This is a genomic window from Arthrobacter castelli DSM 16402 (assembly GCF_000430705.1).
Lineage (GTDB): Bacteria > Actinomycetota > Actinomycetes > Actinomycetales > Micrococcaceae > Arthrobacter_C > Arthrobacter_C castelli.
The window spans coordinates 58,685-76,512 of sequence record NZ_AUMN01000007.1 but is presented as its reverse complement, the minus strand read 5'-3'; the positions used below and the strand labels follow the sequence as shown (position 1 = coordinate 76,512).

The window sequence follows — 17,828 nt, the reverse complement described above, 5'->3', positions numbered from 1 at the left end:
GCGGCAGTGACAGAGCGGCAGTGACAGACTGGTCGAATGAGCCAAGACCACCTGAAGAAGCTGATCCTGCTCCGGCACTCGAAAGCCTCCATGCCCGGCCATGTCGCCGACCATGAACGGCCGCTGGCCGAGCGCGGACACCGGGATGCCGCGGCGGCCGGCAAGTGGCTGGTCGAGCAAGACGCTGTGCCGGATTTCATTCTCTGTTCCACGGCGCTGCGGACCCGCCAGACCTGCACGTGGATCTGCCAGGAGCTGGGGGAGAAGGCGCCGACGGCGAAGCTGGAGGACCGGCTCTACAACGTGCCGGAGACACAGATCCTGACCCTGGTCAACCACGTGCCGGAGACTGTCCGGTCGCTGCTGGTGATCACTCATCTTCCGGCCGTGCAGGCGCTGGCGCTGCGGCTGGCAGCGGATGACTCCGACCAGGAGGCCTACACCGACGTCGCCCTGCACTATGCGACCAGCGGAATCGCGGTGATGCAGCACGACCTCAAATGGGCGGAATTGGACGACCGGGACTGCACCCTGACCAGCTTCGCCGCACCCCGCGGCTGAGCGCACCCGCGGCCGGCTACAGACCGTATTCTTCGAGCAGCCGGAGCCAGATCTCACTGATCGTCGGGTAGGACGGAACCGCGTGCCACAGCCGGTGCAGCGGAACCTGCCCGACGACGGCGACGGTCGCCGCGTGCAGCAGTTCGGCCACGTCCTGGCCCACGAAGGTCATCCCGGCAATGGTCGTCCGCTCCTCGTCCACCACCATTTGCACCCATCCGGTGTAGTCGTCCGCGTGGAGCGCCGAACCGGCCACCGCAATATCCATCTGCACTGTCGAGACCCTCAGGCCCCGATCCCGGGCAGCGTCTTCCGTGAGGCCGACCATTGCCACTTCCGGGTCGGAGAACACAACTTGCGGCACGGCTGACTCGTCGGCGGTGGCCGCATACTTGCTCCATCGCTCCACCTCTTCGCCGAGCGTGCCGTGGGCGCGGGCGGCTATGGCATCACCGGCCACGCGCGCCTCGTACTTGCCTTGGTGGGTCAACGGTGCGTTGCCTGCGGCGTCGCCGACGGCATACAGCCATCCGCCCGCACCGGAAATCCTGCCCGAGGGATCCACGGAGAGGTTCCCGGCGTCGACGCCGACAGATTCCAGCCCCAGGTCCGCAGTGGCAGGACGCCGGCCCGTCGCTACCAGCAATTGATCGGCTTCCAGCGCAGAGCCGTCCCGTAGCGTCAGCGCCACCGTGCCGTCGTCGTTCCGCGCAACAGTAGCGGCTTCCGCCCCGATCCGCAGGTCAATCCCATCGGCCGCCAAGGCATCTGCCACCAGCTCCCCGGCCGGGGCGGGGAACTTGTCCAGCAGCTTCGTCCGGACAACCATTGTCACCTCCGACCCGAGCCGGGCAAAGGCCTGGGCCAGTTCCGTTCCCGCGACGCCTCCACCGATGACGGCCAGCCGCGGCGGAACCTCCCGGGCCGATGTCGCCTCCGGAGTGGTCCAATACTCGATCGTCTCCAGCCCGTCGATGGGCGGCTTGGCCGGGGTGGAGCCGGTGGCGACGACGACGGCGTGGCCGGCAGTGACGCTGGTGAGGGTGCCGTCGTCGGCGGTTACCTCCACGGTGCGTTCGCCGCTGATCCGCGCGGCACCGCGCAGCAGTTCGATGCCGGCGCCGGAAACCCACTCTTGCTGGCCCGAATCGTCCCAGTGCGAGGTGAATGAATCGCGGCGCTTCAATACGGACTGCACATTCAGCCCGTCCGTGACCGCCTCGCGGGATCCGGCCACCGCCTGTGCTCCGTGCAGGGCAATGCCGGGACGGAGCAGTGCCTTCGAGGGCATGCATGCCCAGTAGGAACACTCCCCGCCGATCAAGGCGGCTTCGACCAGAACGGCCTTTAGACCGTTCTGCACTGCGCGGCCGGCGGCGTTCTCGCCAACGGCGCCGGCGCCGATCACGATGACGTCAGTGGACAGTTGCCTGGTTTCCGAGCTCATGGGTTGAGCCTGCCACTGCCGCTGAACCGTTGGCAAGGGATCATCCCGGGCGATCAGCCCGACCGATCAGTCCCTGGCCGACTCGGCTCCCATGGCATCGGTGAACCAGCCGGTGATCGTCGCCGGGTGTGTAATCGCTGTGCCGACGACGACGGCGAATGCCCCGGCGTCGAGGGCGGCCCGCGCCTGGGCGGGGGTGTGGATACGGCCCTCGGCAATCACCGGTGGCCCGGGGGTCGCCCGCACGATGTCGCCAATCAGCTCCAGGTCGGGCCCGTCGGTGGGGGGCCTGGCCCCGGTGTAACCGGCCAGGGTGGTTCCGATGATGTCCGCGCCTGCCTCCGCCGCGGCCAGAGCGTCGTCGAGGCTGCCGCAGTCGGCCATAATCAGTGCCCGGGAGGCATCCCGGATCCGTTCGACGGTTTGCGCCAGGGTCAACCCATCCGGGCGGTGGCGCCGGGTTCCGTCGAGTGCCACGATGTGGGCCCCGGCCTCGGCCACCGCCAGGGCGTGGCGCAGGGTGGGGGTGATGAAGACCCCGTCCCAGCCGTCCTTCCATAACCCGATGACGGGCACGTCCACCGCGGAGCGGGCGGACTCGATGTCGGCCACGCCCTGCACCCGGACTGCGGCCGCGCCTCCGATGACTGCCGACTGTGCAACCTGGGCAGTGGTCTTCGGATCCCGCATCGGTTCACCGGGGTAGGCCTGGCAGGAGACGACGAGCTGCGAGCGGAGTTTTTCAAGGCGGAGCATTAGGGCCCATCTGACGTGTGCTGTGAATTGAAGGCGTGCCTGGCGGCGCCGATGATGGCGGAGGCAGGCCCCAGGCGGGCACCAATGATCGGAATGTCGCAAAGCGGATCCATCAATTCCGCCCGGCCGGCCTTGAGTAGGGGGTCCCACCAGAGTGGGCCGGCGGCTGCCAGTCCTCCGCCGACGACGATGACGTCCGGATCGAGTACGTTGGCCAGGCCGCCGAGCGCCTGGCCGGTGGCCCGGGCGGCTGTCGTGACGGCGTCGACCGCTGCCCTGTGGCCAGTGGAGTCCTGCCCGGCGGCGCCGGCTTCCGAGGCGAGTGCACAGACGGCTCGTGCGTCCCGGATTGAAGCGTCACCGCCGAGGCGCAGGAAGTGTTGATGCAGCGCCGGCCCTGATGCGATGGCTTCGACATGGCCGGCCCGCCCGCAGCTGCAGGGCAGGCCGGCGGCGTCAGGGGAAGCAATATGCCCGATGTGTCCGGCAACGGACCGGGCTCCGGACAGCGGTATCCCGTTGTTGATCAGCGATCCACCGACTCCCGTGCCAATGGAGGCGAGCAGCATGCTGCCGGCATCGCGGCCCGCACCCTGCCACGCTTCGCCCAGCGCATGGGCATGCACATCGTTGATGACCGAAGCCGTCAACGATGTGCGGGTGGCCAGTCCGGTGGCGATATTGGTTCCCGCCCAGTCCGAGATGGCATCAGTGGAGGAAATGACGACGCCGGAAGCGGCATCGACCACCCCGGCCGCACCCACCCCGACGGCGGAAACCGGTCCGCCGCCATCGGCCTCCAGCCGGTCGGCCAGGCGGCGGACCAGGGTGGCGGTTGCGTCCAGTACCGCTTCGCCCCCGGCCCGGTTGAGGGTGGGGATTTCCTCGATGAACCGCACCCGACCATCCGCCCCGACCGCTCCGGCAGCCGTCTTGGTGCCGCCGAGGTCCACGCCGATGACACACCGGCCGGCGGTTGGTGCCTGGGCTGCTCGATGCTCAGAGCAGGCCATTGCGCACCAGGATCTGCTTGATCCGGTCCGTCTCGTCGTCGTCAAGCGCCAGCATGGGGGTGGACATTTCATTGGAGTCGATGATCCCCAGCAGCATCAACGCGGTCTTGAAGGCGCCCAGGCCGGCGGCTCCGGCCGATACCCGTCCGGGCTTGGGCGTGTAGGCGATGTTGAACAGATCGGCCAGCCGGGCTTGCTCGTGAGCTGCCTTGGCCCAGTCCCCGTCCTGTGCGGCTGAGAACAATCGCCTGTAGCCCTCCGGATCGACGTTGCCCAGGCCGGGCACGATTCCCTGTGCCCCGGCGAGCAGAGCACCGTCGGCCACGATCTCGTGACCGGTGAAGATGTCGAAATGCGCGATCCCCTTGGCGGCCATCAGCAGGTGCCGGAAAGCGACGTCGTCGCCGGAAGAATCCTTGACGCCGGCGATCACCCCATCGGCTCCAAGCTGCACCAGCAGGTCGGTGGGCAGCTTAAAGTGGGTGCGGACCGGAATGTCGTAGGCAAAGACCGGAAGATCGAGGGCGCTGTGCACCGTACGGAAGTGGGTTTCCGTTTCCCCAGCATTGGTGAGGGCGTAGAAAGGAGATGTCACAACCAAGGCGTCGGCTCCGTTGCGCACGACTCGCCGGCCCTCTTCGATCACCCTGTTGGTGGTCTGCTCGTTGGCGCCGACCATCAGCGGCACCTGTGAGGCATTGACGGCGGCGGCGGTCTTCACGACCATGTCCCGTTCGTCGTTGGTCATGTAGGGCACCTCGGCAGACGAGCCGAGGACGAACAGGCCGTCGACTCCGCCATTCAGCAGATGCCCGATCAACCGTTCCAGGGAGGGGAGATCGATCTGTCCCTCGGCGGTGCGGGGGGTGACGACTGGCGGGATAACTCCCTGGTAGCGGCGGGCGGGATTCATATGGTGTTACTCCAAGCAGTAGAAAGCGATAGAAAAGTGATGCCGATGCGGCCCCACGCGCGGTTTTATTCCTTCGTGGCTCCTGCCGTGAGGCCGCCGACGATGAAGCGCTGGAGCCCGGCGAAAATGACGATCACCGGCAGCGCGGCGATAGTGGCCACAGCCATCAGGTCGGCCCATCGTGTGCCGTACTGGCCGATGAACCGATTCAGCGCCACCGAAATGGGCTGCAGTTCCTCGCTGGTGGCCAGGGTCAGCCCGAACACGAACTCGCCCCACGCCGTGACGAACGCAAGCGCGCCAACGGTGATGAGTCCCGGCCGGATCAGCGGCAGCACGATGCGCCGGAACACGGCAAAGGGCGTGCAGCCATCGACCCGCCCGGCGTCCATGAGTTCACCGGGTACGGACAGGAAGAAGGGGCGCAGGATGATAATCGCGAAGGGTAGAGCCAGCGCGGTATTCGCCAGGATCAGTCCGGCATATGTGTCCACCAGGCCGACATCGGTGAAGATGACGAACAACGGCAGCGCCAGGTTGATGGTCGGCAACATTTGCGCCAGCAAAAGGACCAGCGAAATCAGCACGGTGAACCGCAGTCGCAGCCGCGCCAACGCGTAGGCCGCCGGGGTGCCCAGCACCAGTGTCAGGAATAAGGTGCCGGTGGCGATAACCAGGCTGTTGAGCAGGGCACGGAGCACCGGCGGACTTTGGAAAACCGATTCGATGTAGGAGCCAAACACCACCGGTGAGGGGAACAATTCCGGGGGAATGCTGAAGACGTCGCCCCGCAGCTTCAGGGACGTGGATACCATCCAGAACACCGGAAAGAGATAGACGAGGACAATCAACAGTCCGACGGCGGCCTTCCCGTACTGGGTGGTCCGCTTGCGCCGGGCGAAGCGGTCCTGCCCCTGTTCGGCCGTGTCGGGCTGCTGGTCGAGCGTTGCCATATCAGGCAGCCTCCTCTTTGCGGGTCATCCAGAAATACAGCAGAGCCATCACGATGGAGATAATGATCAGCACCGTGGAGGCCACGGCACCATCGCTGAACTCGAAGAAGTTGAACGCCTTGTCGTAGGCGTAAATGGGCATGATTCCGGTGGCGTCCCCGGGGCCGCCTTTGGTCATCACGTAGATGTTGTCGAATGTCTTGAAGGTGAAGATAAAGCTGAGCAGCAAGACTGTCAGGGCCACCGGCCGCATCATCGGCAACGTGACGTGGCGGAAGCGTTGCCAGGCGTTGGTGCCGTCGATCTTGGCTGCTTCATACAGCCCCGGCGGGATACCCTGCAGTCCGGCCAGCAGCAGAATCATCACGAACGGACTGGTCACCCACACGGTGGAGATGATCACGCTGATCATTGCCGTGGGGCCATGGATCAGCCAGTGGACCGGTTCATCGATAATGCCGATTCCTTGCAGCAGGGCGTTGACGATGCCGCTGTCGCCCTGCAGCATCCACCGCCAGACCGTGCCGCTGACCACCGACGGGAGGACGTAGGTGACCAGCAGCACCGCGCGCATGGTGCCGCTGCCGGGAAACGCCCTGTCGAAAAAGAGTGCCAGGCCGTAGCCAATCAGGAAGGCAAAGAGGATGGAGCCGCCGGTGTAGAGCAGCGAAATCCACAATGAATGCCAAAAGGCGGGTTGGCTGAACGCATCGAAGTAGTTCTGCAGCCCGACAAAGGGGCGCTCGCCGGCGAGGAAGTTACTCAAATGCACATCGTGCAGGCTGAGATTCAGGTTATAGAACAGCGGGTAAATCATCAGCAGGCCGATGAACAATACTGCCGGCAATACGAAGAGGTATTTACCCAGCCGGCTCTCGCTCAACTGGCGGCGTGTCCGTTCGGGCTTCACTACGGGTTTGCGGGGTTGCCTGCCACGTTCGGGGATGTCCCGGGGCGTGGCCGTAGCGGATTGGTCCATCACTGGTTCAGGCCGCCATCAACTTATCGATCTTCTGCTGTGTCTGCTTCAGGGCTCCGCTCACTGAGGCGGAACCGCTGATCGCCAGTTGAATAGCCTCCTGGATGTAGGTGAAGATTTCGTTCGAGTTCACCGCCACATCGCCCTCGGGCGCCCAGGCCGTGGCCAGCTGGTCGACGAAAACGCTCCAAATCGGATCCTCGGACCACAGCGGATCCTGGGCCAGATCCTTCCTCGCCGGGAGCTTATTCCGCTCCGGCAGGTACTTCTTCAGCACGTCGGGGTGCTGCATGTAAGTCATCAAGTCCCAGGAGGCGTCGACGTCGTCAGCCCCGGAGGTGATGATCAGGTTCTCCGCGCTCAGGAAGCTGGCACGCACCTTGTCCTTGGGCAGCAGCGCGACCTTCCAGTTGAGGTCGGGCGCTTCCTCCTTGAGCACGTTCACGTAGGAGGCGGATTGCAGCATCATGGATGCCCTGCCGGCCTTGAACCGGTTGTAGGTGTCTTCCTCGATCCATTCCAGGACGCTGGCTGACGTGGCTCCGGACTTCACCAAATCGACCCACTGCTGCAGGGCGGCTTCACCGGCCGGACTCGCGACCTTGGTGATGTCGCCGCCGGCGGCGAGGAACCGGATGACCCATGCCGTGGCCCCCTGGACGCCTTCGACGGCGCTGAAGGCGAAGCCGATCCGGTCACCTTGGGAGAGTTGTTCAGCCATGGTGCCCAGCTCTTTCCAGGTCTTCGGCGGCTCGAATCCGGCCTCCTTGAAGTGGTCCACGTTGTACCAGAGGACGTAGCAGTCGGCCACGTGGGGCAGGGCATAGTTGCTGTCTTCGTACACTGTCGAGCCCCAGCTGGTCTCGAAGTATTTGCCTGACTTGCCCCAATCCTCCACCTGGCTGGTCAGTTCCCGGGCCACGCCGGCCTGGGCGAATTTGCCGGTGTCGAAGGCATTGACCAGGGCGATATCGGGCAGGTCGCCGCCGGCACCGGACTGCAGCAGCAGCCGGTTGAATTCGCCGAAGGTGACAAAGCGCTTATCCACCTTTACGCCCTTGTTCGCCTTCATATACCTCTCGTAGAGGTCTTGAAGGGCGCGGCCGTAGATGCTGTCCGGCGGGCCGTAGTAGTCCCAGATCTCGATGGTGGCCCCATCGCCGCCGCCCCCGCCGCTTGAGCCGGGGCCGCACCCGGTGATTCCGAAGATCGCCGCACCGGCTCCTCCGATTCCTGCGTAGCGGAGCAGATCCCTGCGGGATAAGGATGTGAATGTCGATTTCATCTGGCTGGACTCCTGATCGAGTGGAAAAATCCAAGGAGATCAGACATCTGACGTCTGATCGCGGTATGCTGTGAGTCTAAACACATTTCTGCAGGAGGGCAAGAGTCGCCATGACCCAAACTTCACTCACCAACCAGTCCGGGCCGGATCCCCTGGCCAAGGGAACGACAGTGACTGACCGGATTAAGAGCTACATTTTGCAGAACCACTTGGGCCCGGGGGACCTGCTGCCCACCGAGGCCGAGATATGCAAGGCGCTGGAAGTGAGTCGCTCCAGCGTGCGGGAGGCTGTCAAGACTCTTGATGCGCTGGATATTGTCGAGGTGCGGCACGGGCACGGAACCTATGTGGGTGAACTGTCGATGTCGGCGCTGGTGGAAAGCCTGACCTTCCGGGCCATGCTAAGCAGCAGGGACGACCTGGCGGCGTTGGAGGAGCTCATCGATGTGCGGCAAATGCTGGAGCAGGGTCTGGCTTCCCGGATCGTGAGCTCGTTTGACGATGCCCTGCACGAGGCGCTGAACGATGAGGTGGCAGAGATGAAAGGCCTGGCCGCCCGGGGCGAGTCGTTCGTGGACCAGGACCGCCGTTTCCATCTGCTCCTGATGGGGCCCTTGGAAAACCAGCTCATCGCCCAGCTCACCGGCGCGTTCTGGGACGTCCAGTCGATCGTGGCGCCAAGACTCGGTGCCTCTCCGGCCGATGCGCGGACGACCGCCGAAGCGCACGGGAATATCGTTGAGGCCGCCGCACGCGGCAGCGTGCCCGAATTCATCCAGGCCGTCGCCGAGCACTACGAGCCGGTCCGCCGCCAGATTGCGACCCAGATCGCCGGGCCGGATCAAGGTTCGGCCGCAGGGAAGTAGGACATGGCGGGCGCCGGGCCCGGCATGGAAAAAGCCGCCTGCCAACCGGCAAGCGGCTTGTTCTGTCCTGGTTCCGTGCGCCCGACAGGATTCGAACCTACAACCTTCTGATCCGTAGTCAGATGCTCTATCCGTTGAGCTACGGGCGCATGGCCATCGAAGGCCGTAGACCACTCTAGCGTGTTTCGATTTTCATGGCGAATCCCGGCCCCGGCACCTTGGGCAACTATACCGGTCTACGTGACCTTGATCACAAAAATATGTCGTACTTATGCCCTGCAACCCCGGCATGGTGCGAAAGTCACCCCGCGGAGCTGCCGCCTGCCCCAGACTACTCCTCTTTGGAGCGCCCGTTCGGCCCATAGCATTTGAAGCACCTCATGGGACCAACGAAGGGACAAATCATGGCCGAGGCTTCGCGTCAACTTCTGATGGAAGATTCCGTCGACCCGGCTGCCGCGCCGCAGCCCGCACCGCACGCGCATACCAATGCGCCCACCACCCATGAAGAGCTGCTTGGCTGGGTCGCCGAGGTGGCGGAATTGGCCCGGCCGGACAGCATCTATTGGGTCGATGGTTCTTCCGAAGAGTATGCCCGGTTGACCGATCAGCTGGTCGAGGCCGGGACGTTGACGCGGCTCAACCCGGACACGTTCCCCAACTCGTTCGCGGCGTTCTCCGACCCCAAGGATGTCGCCCGCGTGGAGGAGCAGACCTTCATCTGTTCCGAGCAGGAACGCGACTCCGGTTTCACCAACAATTGGTTGGAACCGTCGCAGATGAAGGCGAAGTTGAACAGCCTGTTCGACGGCGCCATGCGTGGCCGGACGATGTATGTAATTCCGTTCGTCATGGGTCATCTGGATGCCAAGGATCCGAAGTTCGGCGTCGAAATCACCGACAGCGCCTATGTGGTCGCCTCGATGCGCATCATGGCCAGGATCGGCCAGGACGTGCTGGACCGGATGACTGAGCTGGATGCGTCATATGTTCCGGCGCTGCACTCCGTTGGCGCCCCGTTGGAGCCCGGCCAGCAGGACGTGGTGTGGCCGTGCAACGAGGACAAGTGGATCGTGCACTTTCCGGAGGAGCGTTCAATCGTCTCGTACGGATCCGGCTATGGCGGCAACGCCCTGCTGGGTAAAAAATGCTTCTCGCTGCGGATCGCCTCGGCCATGGCCAAGGACGAGGGCTGGCTGGCCGAGCATATGCTCATCCTGAAGATGACCCGCACGGCCGACCGGAAGACGCATTACATCTGTGCGGCTTTCCCCTCGGCCTGCGGCAAGACCAACCTGGCACTGCTGGACCCGACCATCGACGGCTGGGAAGTTGAAACGCTCGGCGACGACATCAGCTGGCTCCGCATCGGCGATGACGGGCAGTTGCGTGCGGTCAACCCCGAGACCGGCCTGTTCGGGGTGGCACCGGGCACCGGCTGGGGCACCAATCCCAATGCCATGCGCGGCATCGCGAAGGGCAACTCCATCTTCACCAATGTGGCGCTGACCGACGACGGCGGCGTCTGGTGGGAGGGGATGAGCGAGGAAACCCCGGACCACCTGATCGATTGGAAGGGAAACGACTGGACTCCGGAATCGGATCAGCCGGCCGCGCATCCCAACTCGCGGTTCTGCACGCCGATCGACCAACTGGACATGATCGCGCCCGAGTACGACGACCCGGAAGGCGTACCGCTGTCGGCCATTCTCTTCGGCGGGCGTCGCAAGACAACCATCCCGCTGGTGACGCAGTCACGGGATTGGACGAACGGCGTCTTCATGGGATCCACGCTGTCCTCCGAGACGACGGCGGCCGCCTCCGGAAAAGTGGGCGTGGTCCGCCGCGATCCGATGGCGATGCTGCCGTTCATCGGGTATGACGCCGGCGACTACCTGCGGCACTGGCTCTCGATGCCGGAGCGCACCGACGAGAACAAGCTGCCGAAGATTTTCCTGGTCAACTGGTTCCGCCGCGCTTCCGATAACAGCTTCCTGTGGCCCGGATTCGGAGAAAACTCGCGAGTCATCCAGTGGGTCATCGACCGGGTGGAGGGCAAAGCGGATGCCGTTGAGACCCCGATCGGCCAGGTTCCGACCCCGGATGGGCTGGAGCTGACTGGCCTGTCGACCACCCCCGAACAGGTCAAGGCGGCAGGCGCCGTCGACGACGGCGAATGGCAGGCCGAACTGGCCGATATTGAAAGCTGGTACGAGCGGTTTGGCGACTCCCTGCCGACGGTGTTGAGGCAACAACTGGACGGATTGCACGAACGGTTCTCCCGTTAGTCACCGGCTCACGTGAGACCGGCCAAAGCGCAGTGCCCTTCCCCGCCACGGGAGGGGCACTGCGCGTTTAAATCCCTCTTCGATGGCCGCGGCGCACGCGTTCGATTACTGGACACCGGTTACGGGTAACGGGCAGACTAAAAATCCACCGTACTCACGCCACTATCGCGGAGAAAGGGCAATGGAGCACCTTAGACGGTTCGTTCGCGAACTCCTCAAGGCGCTGAGAAACCTCCTGCCTATCGTGCTCGTCGTCGTGCTGTTCCAGCTGCTGGTCTTCCAATCGATGCCCGATGATCCAGTGACCCTGGCCGTAGGACTCCTCGTCGTGGCGGTGGGCATCGCACTGTTCCTCTACGGCCTGGATTTGAGCGTTTTCCCGGTCGGGAAGAATCTGGCCAATCAGTTCGTCCGCCGCGGTGCGCTCTCCCTGTTGCTGCCCTTCGGGTTTGCCATCGGGTTCGCCGCCTCCATCGCGGAACCCGCGGTGATCGCCGTAGCCGAACAGGCGCAGCTGGTCAGCGACGGCCGGATCGACTCGCTGGTGCTGCGCTTTGTGATTGCCACCTCGGTGGGCCTGGTCCTGATCCTGGGCATCCTGCGCGTGCTGCGAGGGTGGGCAGTGCACAAACTGCTGATCGGCGGATATGCCCTGGCGCTGCTGCTCAGTTTCGTGGCGCCGCGGGAGATTATCGGTCTGGCCTACGACTCGGGCGGGGTCACAACCAACATCGTCAGTGTTCCGCTGATCGCCGCGATCGGTCTGGGGCTGGCCAATTCCATCCGGGGGCGCAGCCTGCTGGCAGACGGCTTCGGCCTGGTGGCGCTGTGCGTAATGGTTCCCATGATTGGAGTCCAGCTGTACGGCATCTGGGTCTACACCTTCGGCGGTGCCGGTGCGGGGGCCGTGGCGGAGTCCGGCGGAGGCGCGGGAATCTCTGTGCTTGGGGTGATCCTTGGCCTGGCCGAAACGTTCCGGGAAGTCCTGCCGATCGTGGCAGTGGTGCTGTTCTTCCAGTTCGTGGCGCTGCGGCGGCGACTGTCCCATCCGGTCAGAGTCGTCGTCGGGTTCGCCATGGTCGTCGTCGGCCTGCACGCCTTCGTCATGGGGCTCAAGCTCGGCCTGTTCCCGCTGGGAAGGGTCATGGCGGAGCAGTTGATCGAACAAGGCATGCCGGTCCTGATCCTGCTCTTTGCCCTGCTCATCGGTTTTGCCACCACGATGGCCGAACCCGCACTTGTGGCCATCGGCGAACAGGCACACGAGGCTTCTCCCGGGAAAATCAGCGCATCCGGCATCCGAATCATCGTCGCCGTGGGAGTGGCGCTCGGCATCGCATTCGGGGTCTACCGGATCCTGGTGGGAGGACCCTTCCATTACTTCATCATGTCCGCCTACCTGCTGGCGATGGTGCTGGTGATCTTCGCACCGAAGTACATCGTCCCCTTGGCCTTTGACCTGGGCGGAGTCACGACGTCGGAAGTTACGGTCCCGCTGGTCACCGCCCTTGGTATCGGGTTGGCCAGGGCTATCGAAGGGCGGGACGTCTTGATCGATGGATTCGGACTGATTGCGTTTGCCTCAATATTTCCCGTGATCTCCGTCATGATCTATGCCATCATGATGGAGAGATTTCCGCGGCTCCGGAAGGAAGTGTCGTGAAATTTACGGCCATAGTTGTCATTGCCCCGGACGACTATGAAGATAAGGCGATTGAGTACGCTCAACGGGCCGGTGCCACAGGTGTGACGATCCTGGCCGGCAAGGGCATCGGAGGGGAAGCCAAAAAATCATTCCTCGGGCTGACCTTTGAGGGAACCCAATCCGTGCTTTTGATGGTGGTGGGCAGGCACCTGGCCGCTCCAATCCTCAAGGAACTGCATCCGCTGCTGGCCAAGGGCGGCAAGTCCCGGGGGCTGGCATTCGCGATTCCGATCGAGCACCTGACCGGCATCGACTTGCGCCAGGTCGGTAAATTCGAGGAGCGTCTGCGCCGCGAAGACGAGTGAAGCAGGCCGGCCGGGCACTTTATGAGGAGGAAAGAGATGCTCACTGTCAAAGACGTCATGGTTCCAAAGGTCGTCACCATCTCGCCGTACAGCACCCTGCGCGAGGCAATTGCCGCGATGAAGGACCGCCAGGTGAAGAGTCTTGTGGTGGACGGGCAACACCCTCATGACGCCTACGGCCTGCTGACATACAGCGAACTGCTCCACACCGTCGTCGCCGAGGAAGGGGACGTGGATCTGCTCAACGTCTACGACGCCGCCACCATCCCGGCTATCACCGTCGGCGCGGACCTGTCGCTGCGCCAGGCCGCGGCGCTGATGAGCCGCTATCACCTCAACCGGCTGGTCGTGGTCGAGGGGAATCATCTGGTCGGGCTGCTGGCTATGAACGACATCCTGGCCAGGTTGATGGAGGACATGGTGTGACCGCCGTATTCGCAGTGATTTCAGTCTTCCCAGACTTGCCGTCCCGCGCCTTCCCACTGCGGTTCGGCGAAGGTCCAGGAACTGTCTTCCTGCTGTGAGTACGCCTGGACGGCTGCGACCGCAACTCCCTGGGAATGTTCGGTCGCGACAAAGATCGCATCGGTGGCTTCGTCGGGCAGATGCACATCCGAGACCACGGCAACCGCGCGGTGTTCACTGCGCTGTTCGCCGAGCACCTTGTACAGGTCGTTGATCATCATGTCGGCGTCGACATCCTCGTCGTCATTGGCCGGTGAGACAGCGACCATGCGGATGCCGCCGTCGTTGCCCACCACTAAAGCAGCCGGCAGGAAGGCGCCCTGGTCCTCGAGTTGTTCCTGGGCCATGCCCAGGGCTGTGCCCATTAGTTTGTTCAAGTCTTCCTGCACCCAGGCCGACGGATCAGTTCCGCCGTCGGCCGCAGGCTCTGGTTGCTCTGAGCTCACGTATTCCGTACCAATCCGAGAACGTCATCGCGTACGTTCTCCATCGTGGGCTGATCCACGGCTTCAACGTTCAGCCGCAGGTATGGCTCGGTGTTCGAAGCCCGCAGGTTAAACCACCATTGGCCATCTTCGCGGATAAACGTCAGCCCGTCGAGCTCATTAACCGCTACACCGTCCCGGGCATAGGACTGGCGCACCCGGGAGACGGCGGCGGGGACGTCTTCGATGCGGGAATTGACTTCCCCGCTGGCGACGTAGGGATCATAGTCGGCCGCGAGCGCCGAGAGCGGGGTCTGAGTTTCGCCCAGGGCGGCCAGCACATGCATGGCGGCCAGCATTCCGGTGTCGGCGTTGTAGAAGTCCCGGAAGTAGTAGTGCGCGGAGTGTTCGCCGCCGAAGACCGCGCCCTCGGCAGCCATCAGCGCCTTAATGAACGAGTGCCCCACCCTGGTCCGCACCGGGCGCCCGCCTGCAGCGGTGACCAGCTCGGGCACCGCCTTGGAGGTGATGAGGTTGTGGATGATCACCGGCGTCTCCTCCGGCGGGCGCAGGTTGCTGCCCCGCCGGGCGCGGGCGATTTCGCGCAGCGCCACCAGCGCGGTGATGGCGCTGGGGCTGACCGGAGAGCCGTTTTCGTCGATCACGAAGCAGCGGTCCGCATCGCCGTCGAACGCCAGCCCAATATCGGCACCGTGTTTGACGACGGCGTCCTGCAGGTCCCGCAGATTCTCCGGTTCCAGCGGATTGGCCGGATGGTTGGGAAACGAGCCGTCCAACTCGAAATACAGCGGCACGATCTGAAGCGGCAGCGGACCCAGGATGGCTTCCCCCAGCACCGCCGGCGTCGTCAATCCGGCCATTCCATTGCCGGCGTCGACCACCACCTTGAGCGGGCGGGAGTCGCTCAAGTCGACCAGTGAACGGAGGTAGTCGGCGTAGTCGCCCAGCACGTCATGGACCCCGATGCCGCCCGGGGTGTCCGCCACCGGGATGGAGGACGCCAGATACGCCTCGGCCTGCTCGCGGATTTCGACCAGCCCGGTCTCGGACGAGACGGGGACGGCTCCGGCTTTGGCCAGCTTGATTCCGTTGTACTCGGACGGATTGTGGCTGGCGGTGAACGTCGCGCCGGCCGCGCTCAGGGCGCCGCAGGCGTAGTAGAGCTCGTCCGTGGAAATCTGTCCGAGCAGCTGCACTTCCGCACCCCGGGCCGCGGCGCCGTTGGCGAAGGCGCGGCAGAAGCCGGGGGAGGAGGGGCGCATATCGCCGCCGACCAGCACGTTCTGTCCGGCCAGCTGAAGGACCTCGACGAATGCGGCGCCGATAGCCTCCACGATGTCCTCGGTGATGGTCTCACCGACGATGCCCCGGATGTCGTAGGCCTTGAAAGACGGAGAAAGGTCATTGGTTGTGCTCACCAGCCCAGCCTAATCCGTAAACCGCCCCGCTGGGGGGTTATCCACAGCGGTCCGTCCGGGGAGGAATTTTGCCGGGGGCGGCTGAGAGACTGGCAGCATGGTTGAAACAGGAACAACGCCAGCAGCACCGACGACGGCGGCGGCGACGACGACGGCGGAGGCGGGCACTGACGGTGCTGATGGAGGGACATTGCAGGCCGAGGCGACAGAGCTGCTGCGGCGGCTGGTCGGTTCCACCGCAGCGGAATTCCATCCCGGGCAGTACGAGGCGGTGCACGCCCTGGTGGCCGAGGGACGCCGCGCGCTGGTGGTGCAGCGGACCGGATGGGGAAAATCAGCTGTCTATTTCGTTTCCAGCCTGTTGCTGCGCGCCCGCGGTGCGGGCCCGACGCTGATTGTCTCGCCCCTGCTCGCACTGATGCGCGACCAGGTGGCGGCTGCCGAACGGGCCGGCGTGCGCGCGATGGCCATCAACTCGGCCAACCAACACGAGTGGGATGAGATCCGCCAGCGGCTCGAGGCCGACCAGGTGGACGTGCTGCTGGTTTCTCCCGAACGGCTCAATAATCCCAGGTTCAGGGACGAACAGCTGCCCGACCTGGTTGGCCGGATGGGTCTGCTGGTCATCGACGAGGCACACTGCATTTCCGACTGGGGTCATGACTTCCGCCCAGATTACCGCCGAATCAGGGACCTGATCGACCGGTTGCCGGCATCCGTTCCGGTGCTCGCGACGACGGCGACGGCCAATTCGAGGGTGGTGCGCGACATTGAGGAGCAGCTGGGCGGCGAATCGTTGAGCATCCGCGGACAGCTTGCCCGCGACTCACTGCGGTTGGGCGTATTGCGGCTGCAGTCCACTAAGGACCGGTTGGCATGGCTGTTATCCAACCTGGAGTCGCTGACCGGATCCGGCATCATTTACACCCTGACCGTATCTGCGGCCGAAGACACCGCCCGGTTGTTGGCCGAGGCCGGACACAACGTGCTGGCCTACACCGGCCGGACAGATCCGGCCGACCGGGAGGAAGCCGAGCGACGGCTCAAGGCCAACGAGGTCAAGGCGCTGGTGGCGACCAGTGCCCTGGGCATGGGGTTCGATAAACCGGACCTGGGGTTCGTCGTGCATCTCGGGGCCCCTTCATCGCCGGTGGCGTACTACCAGCAGGTGGGCCGCGCGGGACGGGCCACCGACAACGCGGATGTGCTGCTGCTTCCCGGTGCCGAAGACCGCGACATTTGGCGCTATTTCGCCACTGCATCCATGCCTTCCGAGGAGAAGAGCAACCACGTGCTGCGCGCCTTGGAGGAGGCGCCGAAGCCACTGTCGTCGTCGGCGCTTGAAGCATTGGTGAACCTGCGTCGCACTCCCTTGGAGCTGCTGCTCAAGGTGCTCTCCGTGGACGGGGCCGTGGAACGGACCGCGGGCGGGTGGACATCCACCGGCGCGGGATGGACGTACGATCATCCCCGGTACCAGCGCATCGCAGAGGCCAGGGAACGCGAGCAGCAGTCGATGCTCGACTATGAAGCGATGGACGGCTGCCGGATGCAGTTCCTCACCACGGCATTGGACGACGATACGGCCGGGCCATGCGGGCGGTGTGACAACTGCGCCGGCGCCTGGTTTCCCACTCAGATCGGTGAAGACGCGGCCGGGGCGGCCGGCGACTCCCTGCAGCGGGCCGGCGTCGCACTGGAACCGCGGGCCATGTGGCCGCAGGGCATGCCGCGCCTGAGCATCGATGTGAAGGGCAAGATCCCGGAGAGCGAACGATTGGAACGCGGCCGCGCGCTGGCCCGGCTCACCGATCTGGGCTGGGGCACCTCCCTCCGGGAGGTCTTTGCCGCCGGGGCGGCGGACCGTGACATCGACGCGGCTATGCTCAAGGCCTGCGTTGGCGTACTGGCGCAATGGGATTGGAGTGAGCGGCCCGTTGCGGTGGTCAGCATTCCCTCGAGGAGCAAACCGCAGATAGTCGAGTCCCTGGCGCGAGGACTCGCCGGCGTCGGACAATTGCCGTACCTGGGCGCGCTCACCATGGAAATGGACGGGCCCCTGGGCGAACCCGGAGGAAACAGCGCCTTCCGGCTCGGAGCCGTCTGGGAGATGTTCACTGTCGGGGACGGTCTCGCCGAATCCCTGCAGGCGTATTCAGGACAGCCGGTGCTGCTCGTCGACGACCAGGTGGACAGCCGCTGGACCATGACCGTTGCCGGCAGGGCGTTGCGACGCGCAGGGACCGGACCTGTGCTGCCCTTCGCGCTCGCGGTGAAGGGGTAGGCAGCAGGCACAGGCGTCCGACGGTTCCGCTGCTTCCGGCCGCCCGGCACATCTCTTGATGCTCGGAGTCGAGTGTGCGAGCTTCGGATATAACACCAAATGCCGCGGCCTTGTAGGGGAACGCTGCTGCGGCCCGTCACGGCG

16 protein-coding genes and 1 tRNA gene are annotated in these 17,828 nt (G+C 64.6%); 7 read left to right on the top strand and 10 right to left on the bottom strand.

The features are described from left to right. The first annotated feature begins 36 nt into the window (after positions 1–36). On the top strand, positions 37–561 hold the full coding sequence (locus H535_RS0109450; RefSeq protein WP_026819353.1) for a SixA phosphatase family protein: 525 nt from the start codon (positions 37–39) through the stop codon (positions 559–561). A gap of 16 nt (positions 562–577) precedes the next feature. On the opposite strand, the gene H535_RS0109445 is transcribed toward H535_RS0109450, so the two are convergent. The 7 genes from H535_RS0109445 to H535_RS0109415 form a co-directional block, all read right to left on the bottom strand. Next, complete coding sequence (locus H535_RS0109445) at positions 578–2,008, bottom strand: dihydrolipoyl dehydrogenase family protein (RefSeq protein WP_026819352.1); 1,431 nt, start codon at positions 2,006–2,008, stop codon at positions 578–580. 66 nt (positions 2,009–2,074) lie between these two features. Next, the gene (locus H535_RS0109440) at positions 2,075–2,764 is read right to left on the bottom strand and encodes an N-acetylmannosamine-6-phosphate 2-epimerase (protein WP_026819351.1); all 690 of its coding nucleotides are present in this window, start codon (positions 2,762–2,764) and stop codon (positions 2,075–2,077) included. Then, positions 2,764–3,777, bottom strand: coding sequence for an ROK family protein (locus H535_RS0109435; protein WP_051298923.1), 1,014 nt, complete (start codon positions 3,775–3,777; stop codon positions 2,764–2,766). The genes H535_RS0109440 and H535_RS0109435 overlap by 1 nt, the downstream gene beginning before the upstream one ends. Beyond that, positions 3,764–4,690, bottom strand: a complete 927-nt coding sequence (locus tag H535_RS0109430; protein ID WP_026819349.1) for a dihydrodipicolinate synthase family protein — start codon at positions 4,688–4,690, stop codon at positions 3,764–3,766. The genes H535_RS0109435 and H535_RS0109430 overlap by 14 nt, the downstream gene beginning before the upstream one ends. Before the next feature lie 65 nt (positions 4,691–4,755). Next, the gene (locus H535_RS24530; protein WP_081416561.1) at positions 4,756–5,643 is read right to left on the bottom strand and encodes a carbohydrate ABC transporter permease; all 888 of its coding nucleotides are present in this window, start codon (positions 5,641–5,643) and stop codon (positions 4,756–4,758) included. A 1-nt stretch (position 5,644) separates the two neighbouring features. After that, positions 5,645–6,622 (bottom strand): carbohydrate ABC transporter permease, encoded by a 978-nt coding sequence (locus H535_RS0109420; protein WP_081416560.1) that lies wholly within the window; start codon positions 6,620–6,622, stop codon positions 5,645–5,647. A 7-nt stretch (positions 6,623–6,629) separates the two neighbouring features. Further along, on the bottom strand, positions 6,630–7,907 hold the full coding sequence (locus H535_RS0109415) for an extracellular solute-binding protein (RefSeq protein WP_026819347.1): 1,278 nt from the start codon (positions 7,905–7,907) through the stop codon (positions 6,630–6,632). Between the two features lie 110 nt (positions 7,908–8,017). Between H535_RS0109415 and H535_RS0109410 the strand changes: the two genes are divergently transcribed. After that, positions 8,018–8,773, top strand: coding sequence for a FadR/GntR family transcriptional regulator (locus tag H535_RS0109410; RefSeq protein WP_035769015.1), 756 nt, complete (start codon positions 8,018–8,020; stop codon positions 8,771–8,773). 76 nt (positions 8,774–8,849) lie between these two features. Here H535_RS0109410 and H535_RS0109405 read toward each other — a convergent pair. Beyond that, positions 8,850–8,922 (bottom strand) — tRNA-Arg (locus tag H535_RS0109405). A 282-nt stretch (positions 8,923–9,204) separates the two neighbouring features. On the opposite strand from H535_RS0109405, the gene H535_RS24525 reads away from it, so the two are divergent. The 4 genes from H535_RS24525 (at position 9,205) to H535_RS0109385 (ending at position 13,497) form a co-directional block, all read left to right on the top strand. Further along, positions 9,205–11,061 (top strand): phosphoenolpyruvate carboxykinase (GTP), encoded by a 1,857-nt coding sequence (locus H535_RS24525; RefSeq protein ID WP_051298968.1) that lies wholly within the window; start codon positions 9,205–9,207, stop codon positions 11,059–11,061. Positions 11,062–11,242: 181 nt separating this feature from the next. Then, positions 11,243–12,724 carry a DUF1538 domain-containing protein gene (locus H535_RS0109395; protein WP_026819345.1) on the top strand — a complete coding sequence of 494 codons (1,482 nt, stop codon included), beginning with the start codon at positions 11,243–11,245 and terminating at the stop codon, positions 12,722–12,724. Beyond that, entirely contained in the window at positions 12,721–13,071 is a 351-nt protein-coding gene (locus H535_RS0109390; protein ID WP_026819344.1) for a P-II family nitrogen regulator, read from the top strand. Before H535_RS0109395 ends, H535_RS0109390 begins: the two co-directional genes overlap by 4 nt. Before the next feature lie 36 nt (positions 13,072–13,107). Further along, positions 13,108–13,497, top strand: coding sequence for a CBS domain-containing protein (locus H535_RS0109385; RefSeq protein ID WP_026819343.1), 390 nt, complete (start codon positions 13,108–13,110; stop codon positions 13,495–13,497). 20 nt (positions 13,498–13,517) lie between these two features. Here H535_RS0109385 and H535_RS24520 read toward each other — a convergent pair whose 3' ends face one another. Together H535_RS24520 and H535_RS0109375 are read right to left on the bottom strand one after the other, a co-directional pair. Continuing rightward, entirely contained in the window at positions 13,518–13,982 is a 465-nt protein-coding gene (locus H535_RS24520) for a hypothetical protein (protein WP_051298921.1), read from the bottom strand. After that, a complete protein-coding gene (locus tag H535_RS0109375; RefSeq protein WP_026819342.1) occupies positions 13,979–15,400 on the bottom strand; it encodes a phosphomannomutase/phosphoglucomutase in 1,422 nt (473 codons plus the stop codon). The genes H535_RS24520 and H535_RS0109375 overlap by 4 nt, the downstream gene beginning before the upstream one ends. Positions 15,401–15,497: 97 nt before the next feature. Here H535_RS0109375 and H535_RS24515 point away from each other — a divergent pair, with 97 nt between their 5' ends. Continuing rightward, on the top strand, positions 15,498–17,684 hold the full coding sequence (locus tag H535_RS24515; protein ID WP_035769008.1) for a RecQ family ATP-dependent DNA helicase: 2,187 nt from the start codon (positions 15,498–15,500) through the stop codon (positions 17,682–17,684). Positions 17,685–17,828: the final 144 nt, after the last annotated feature.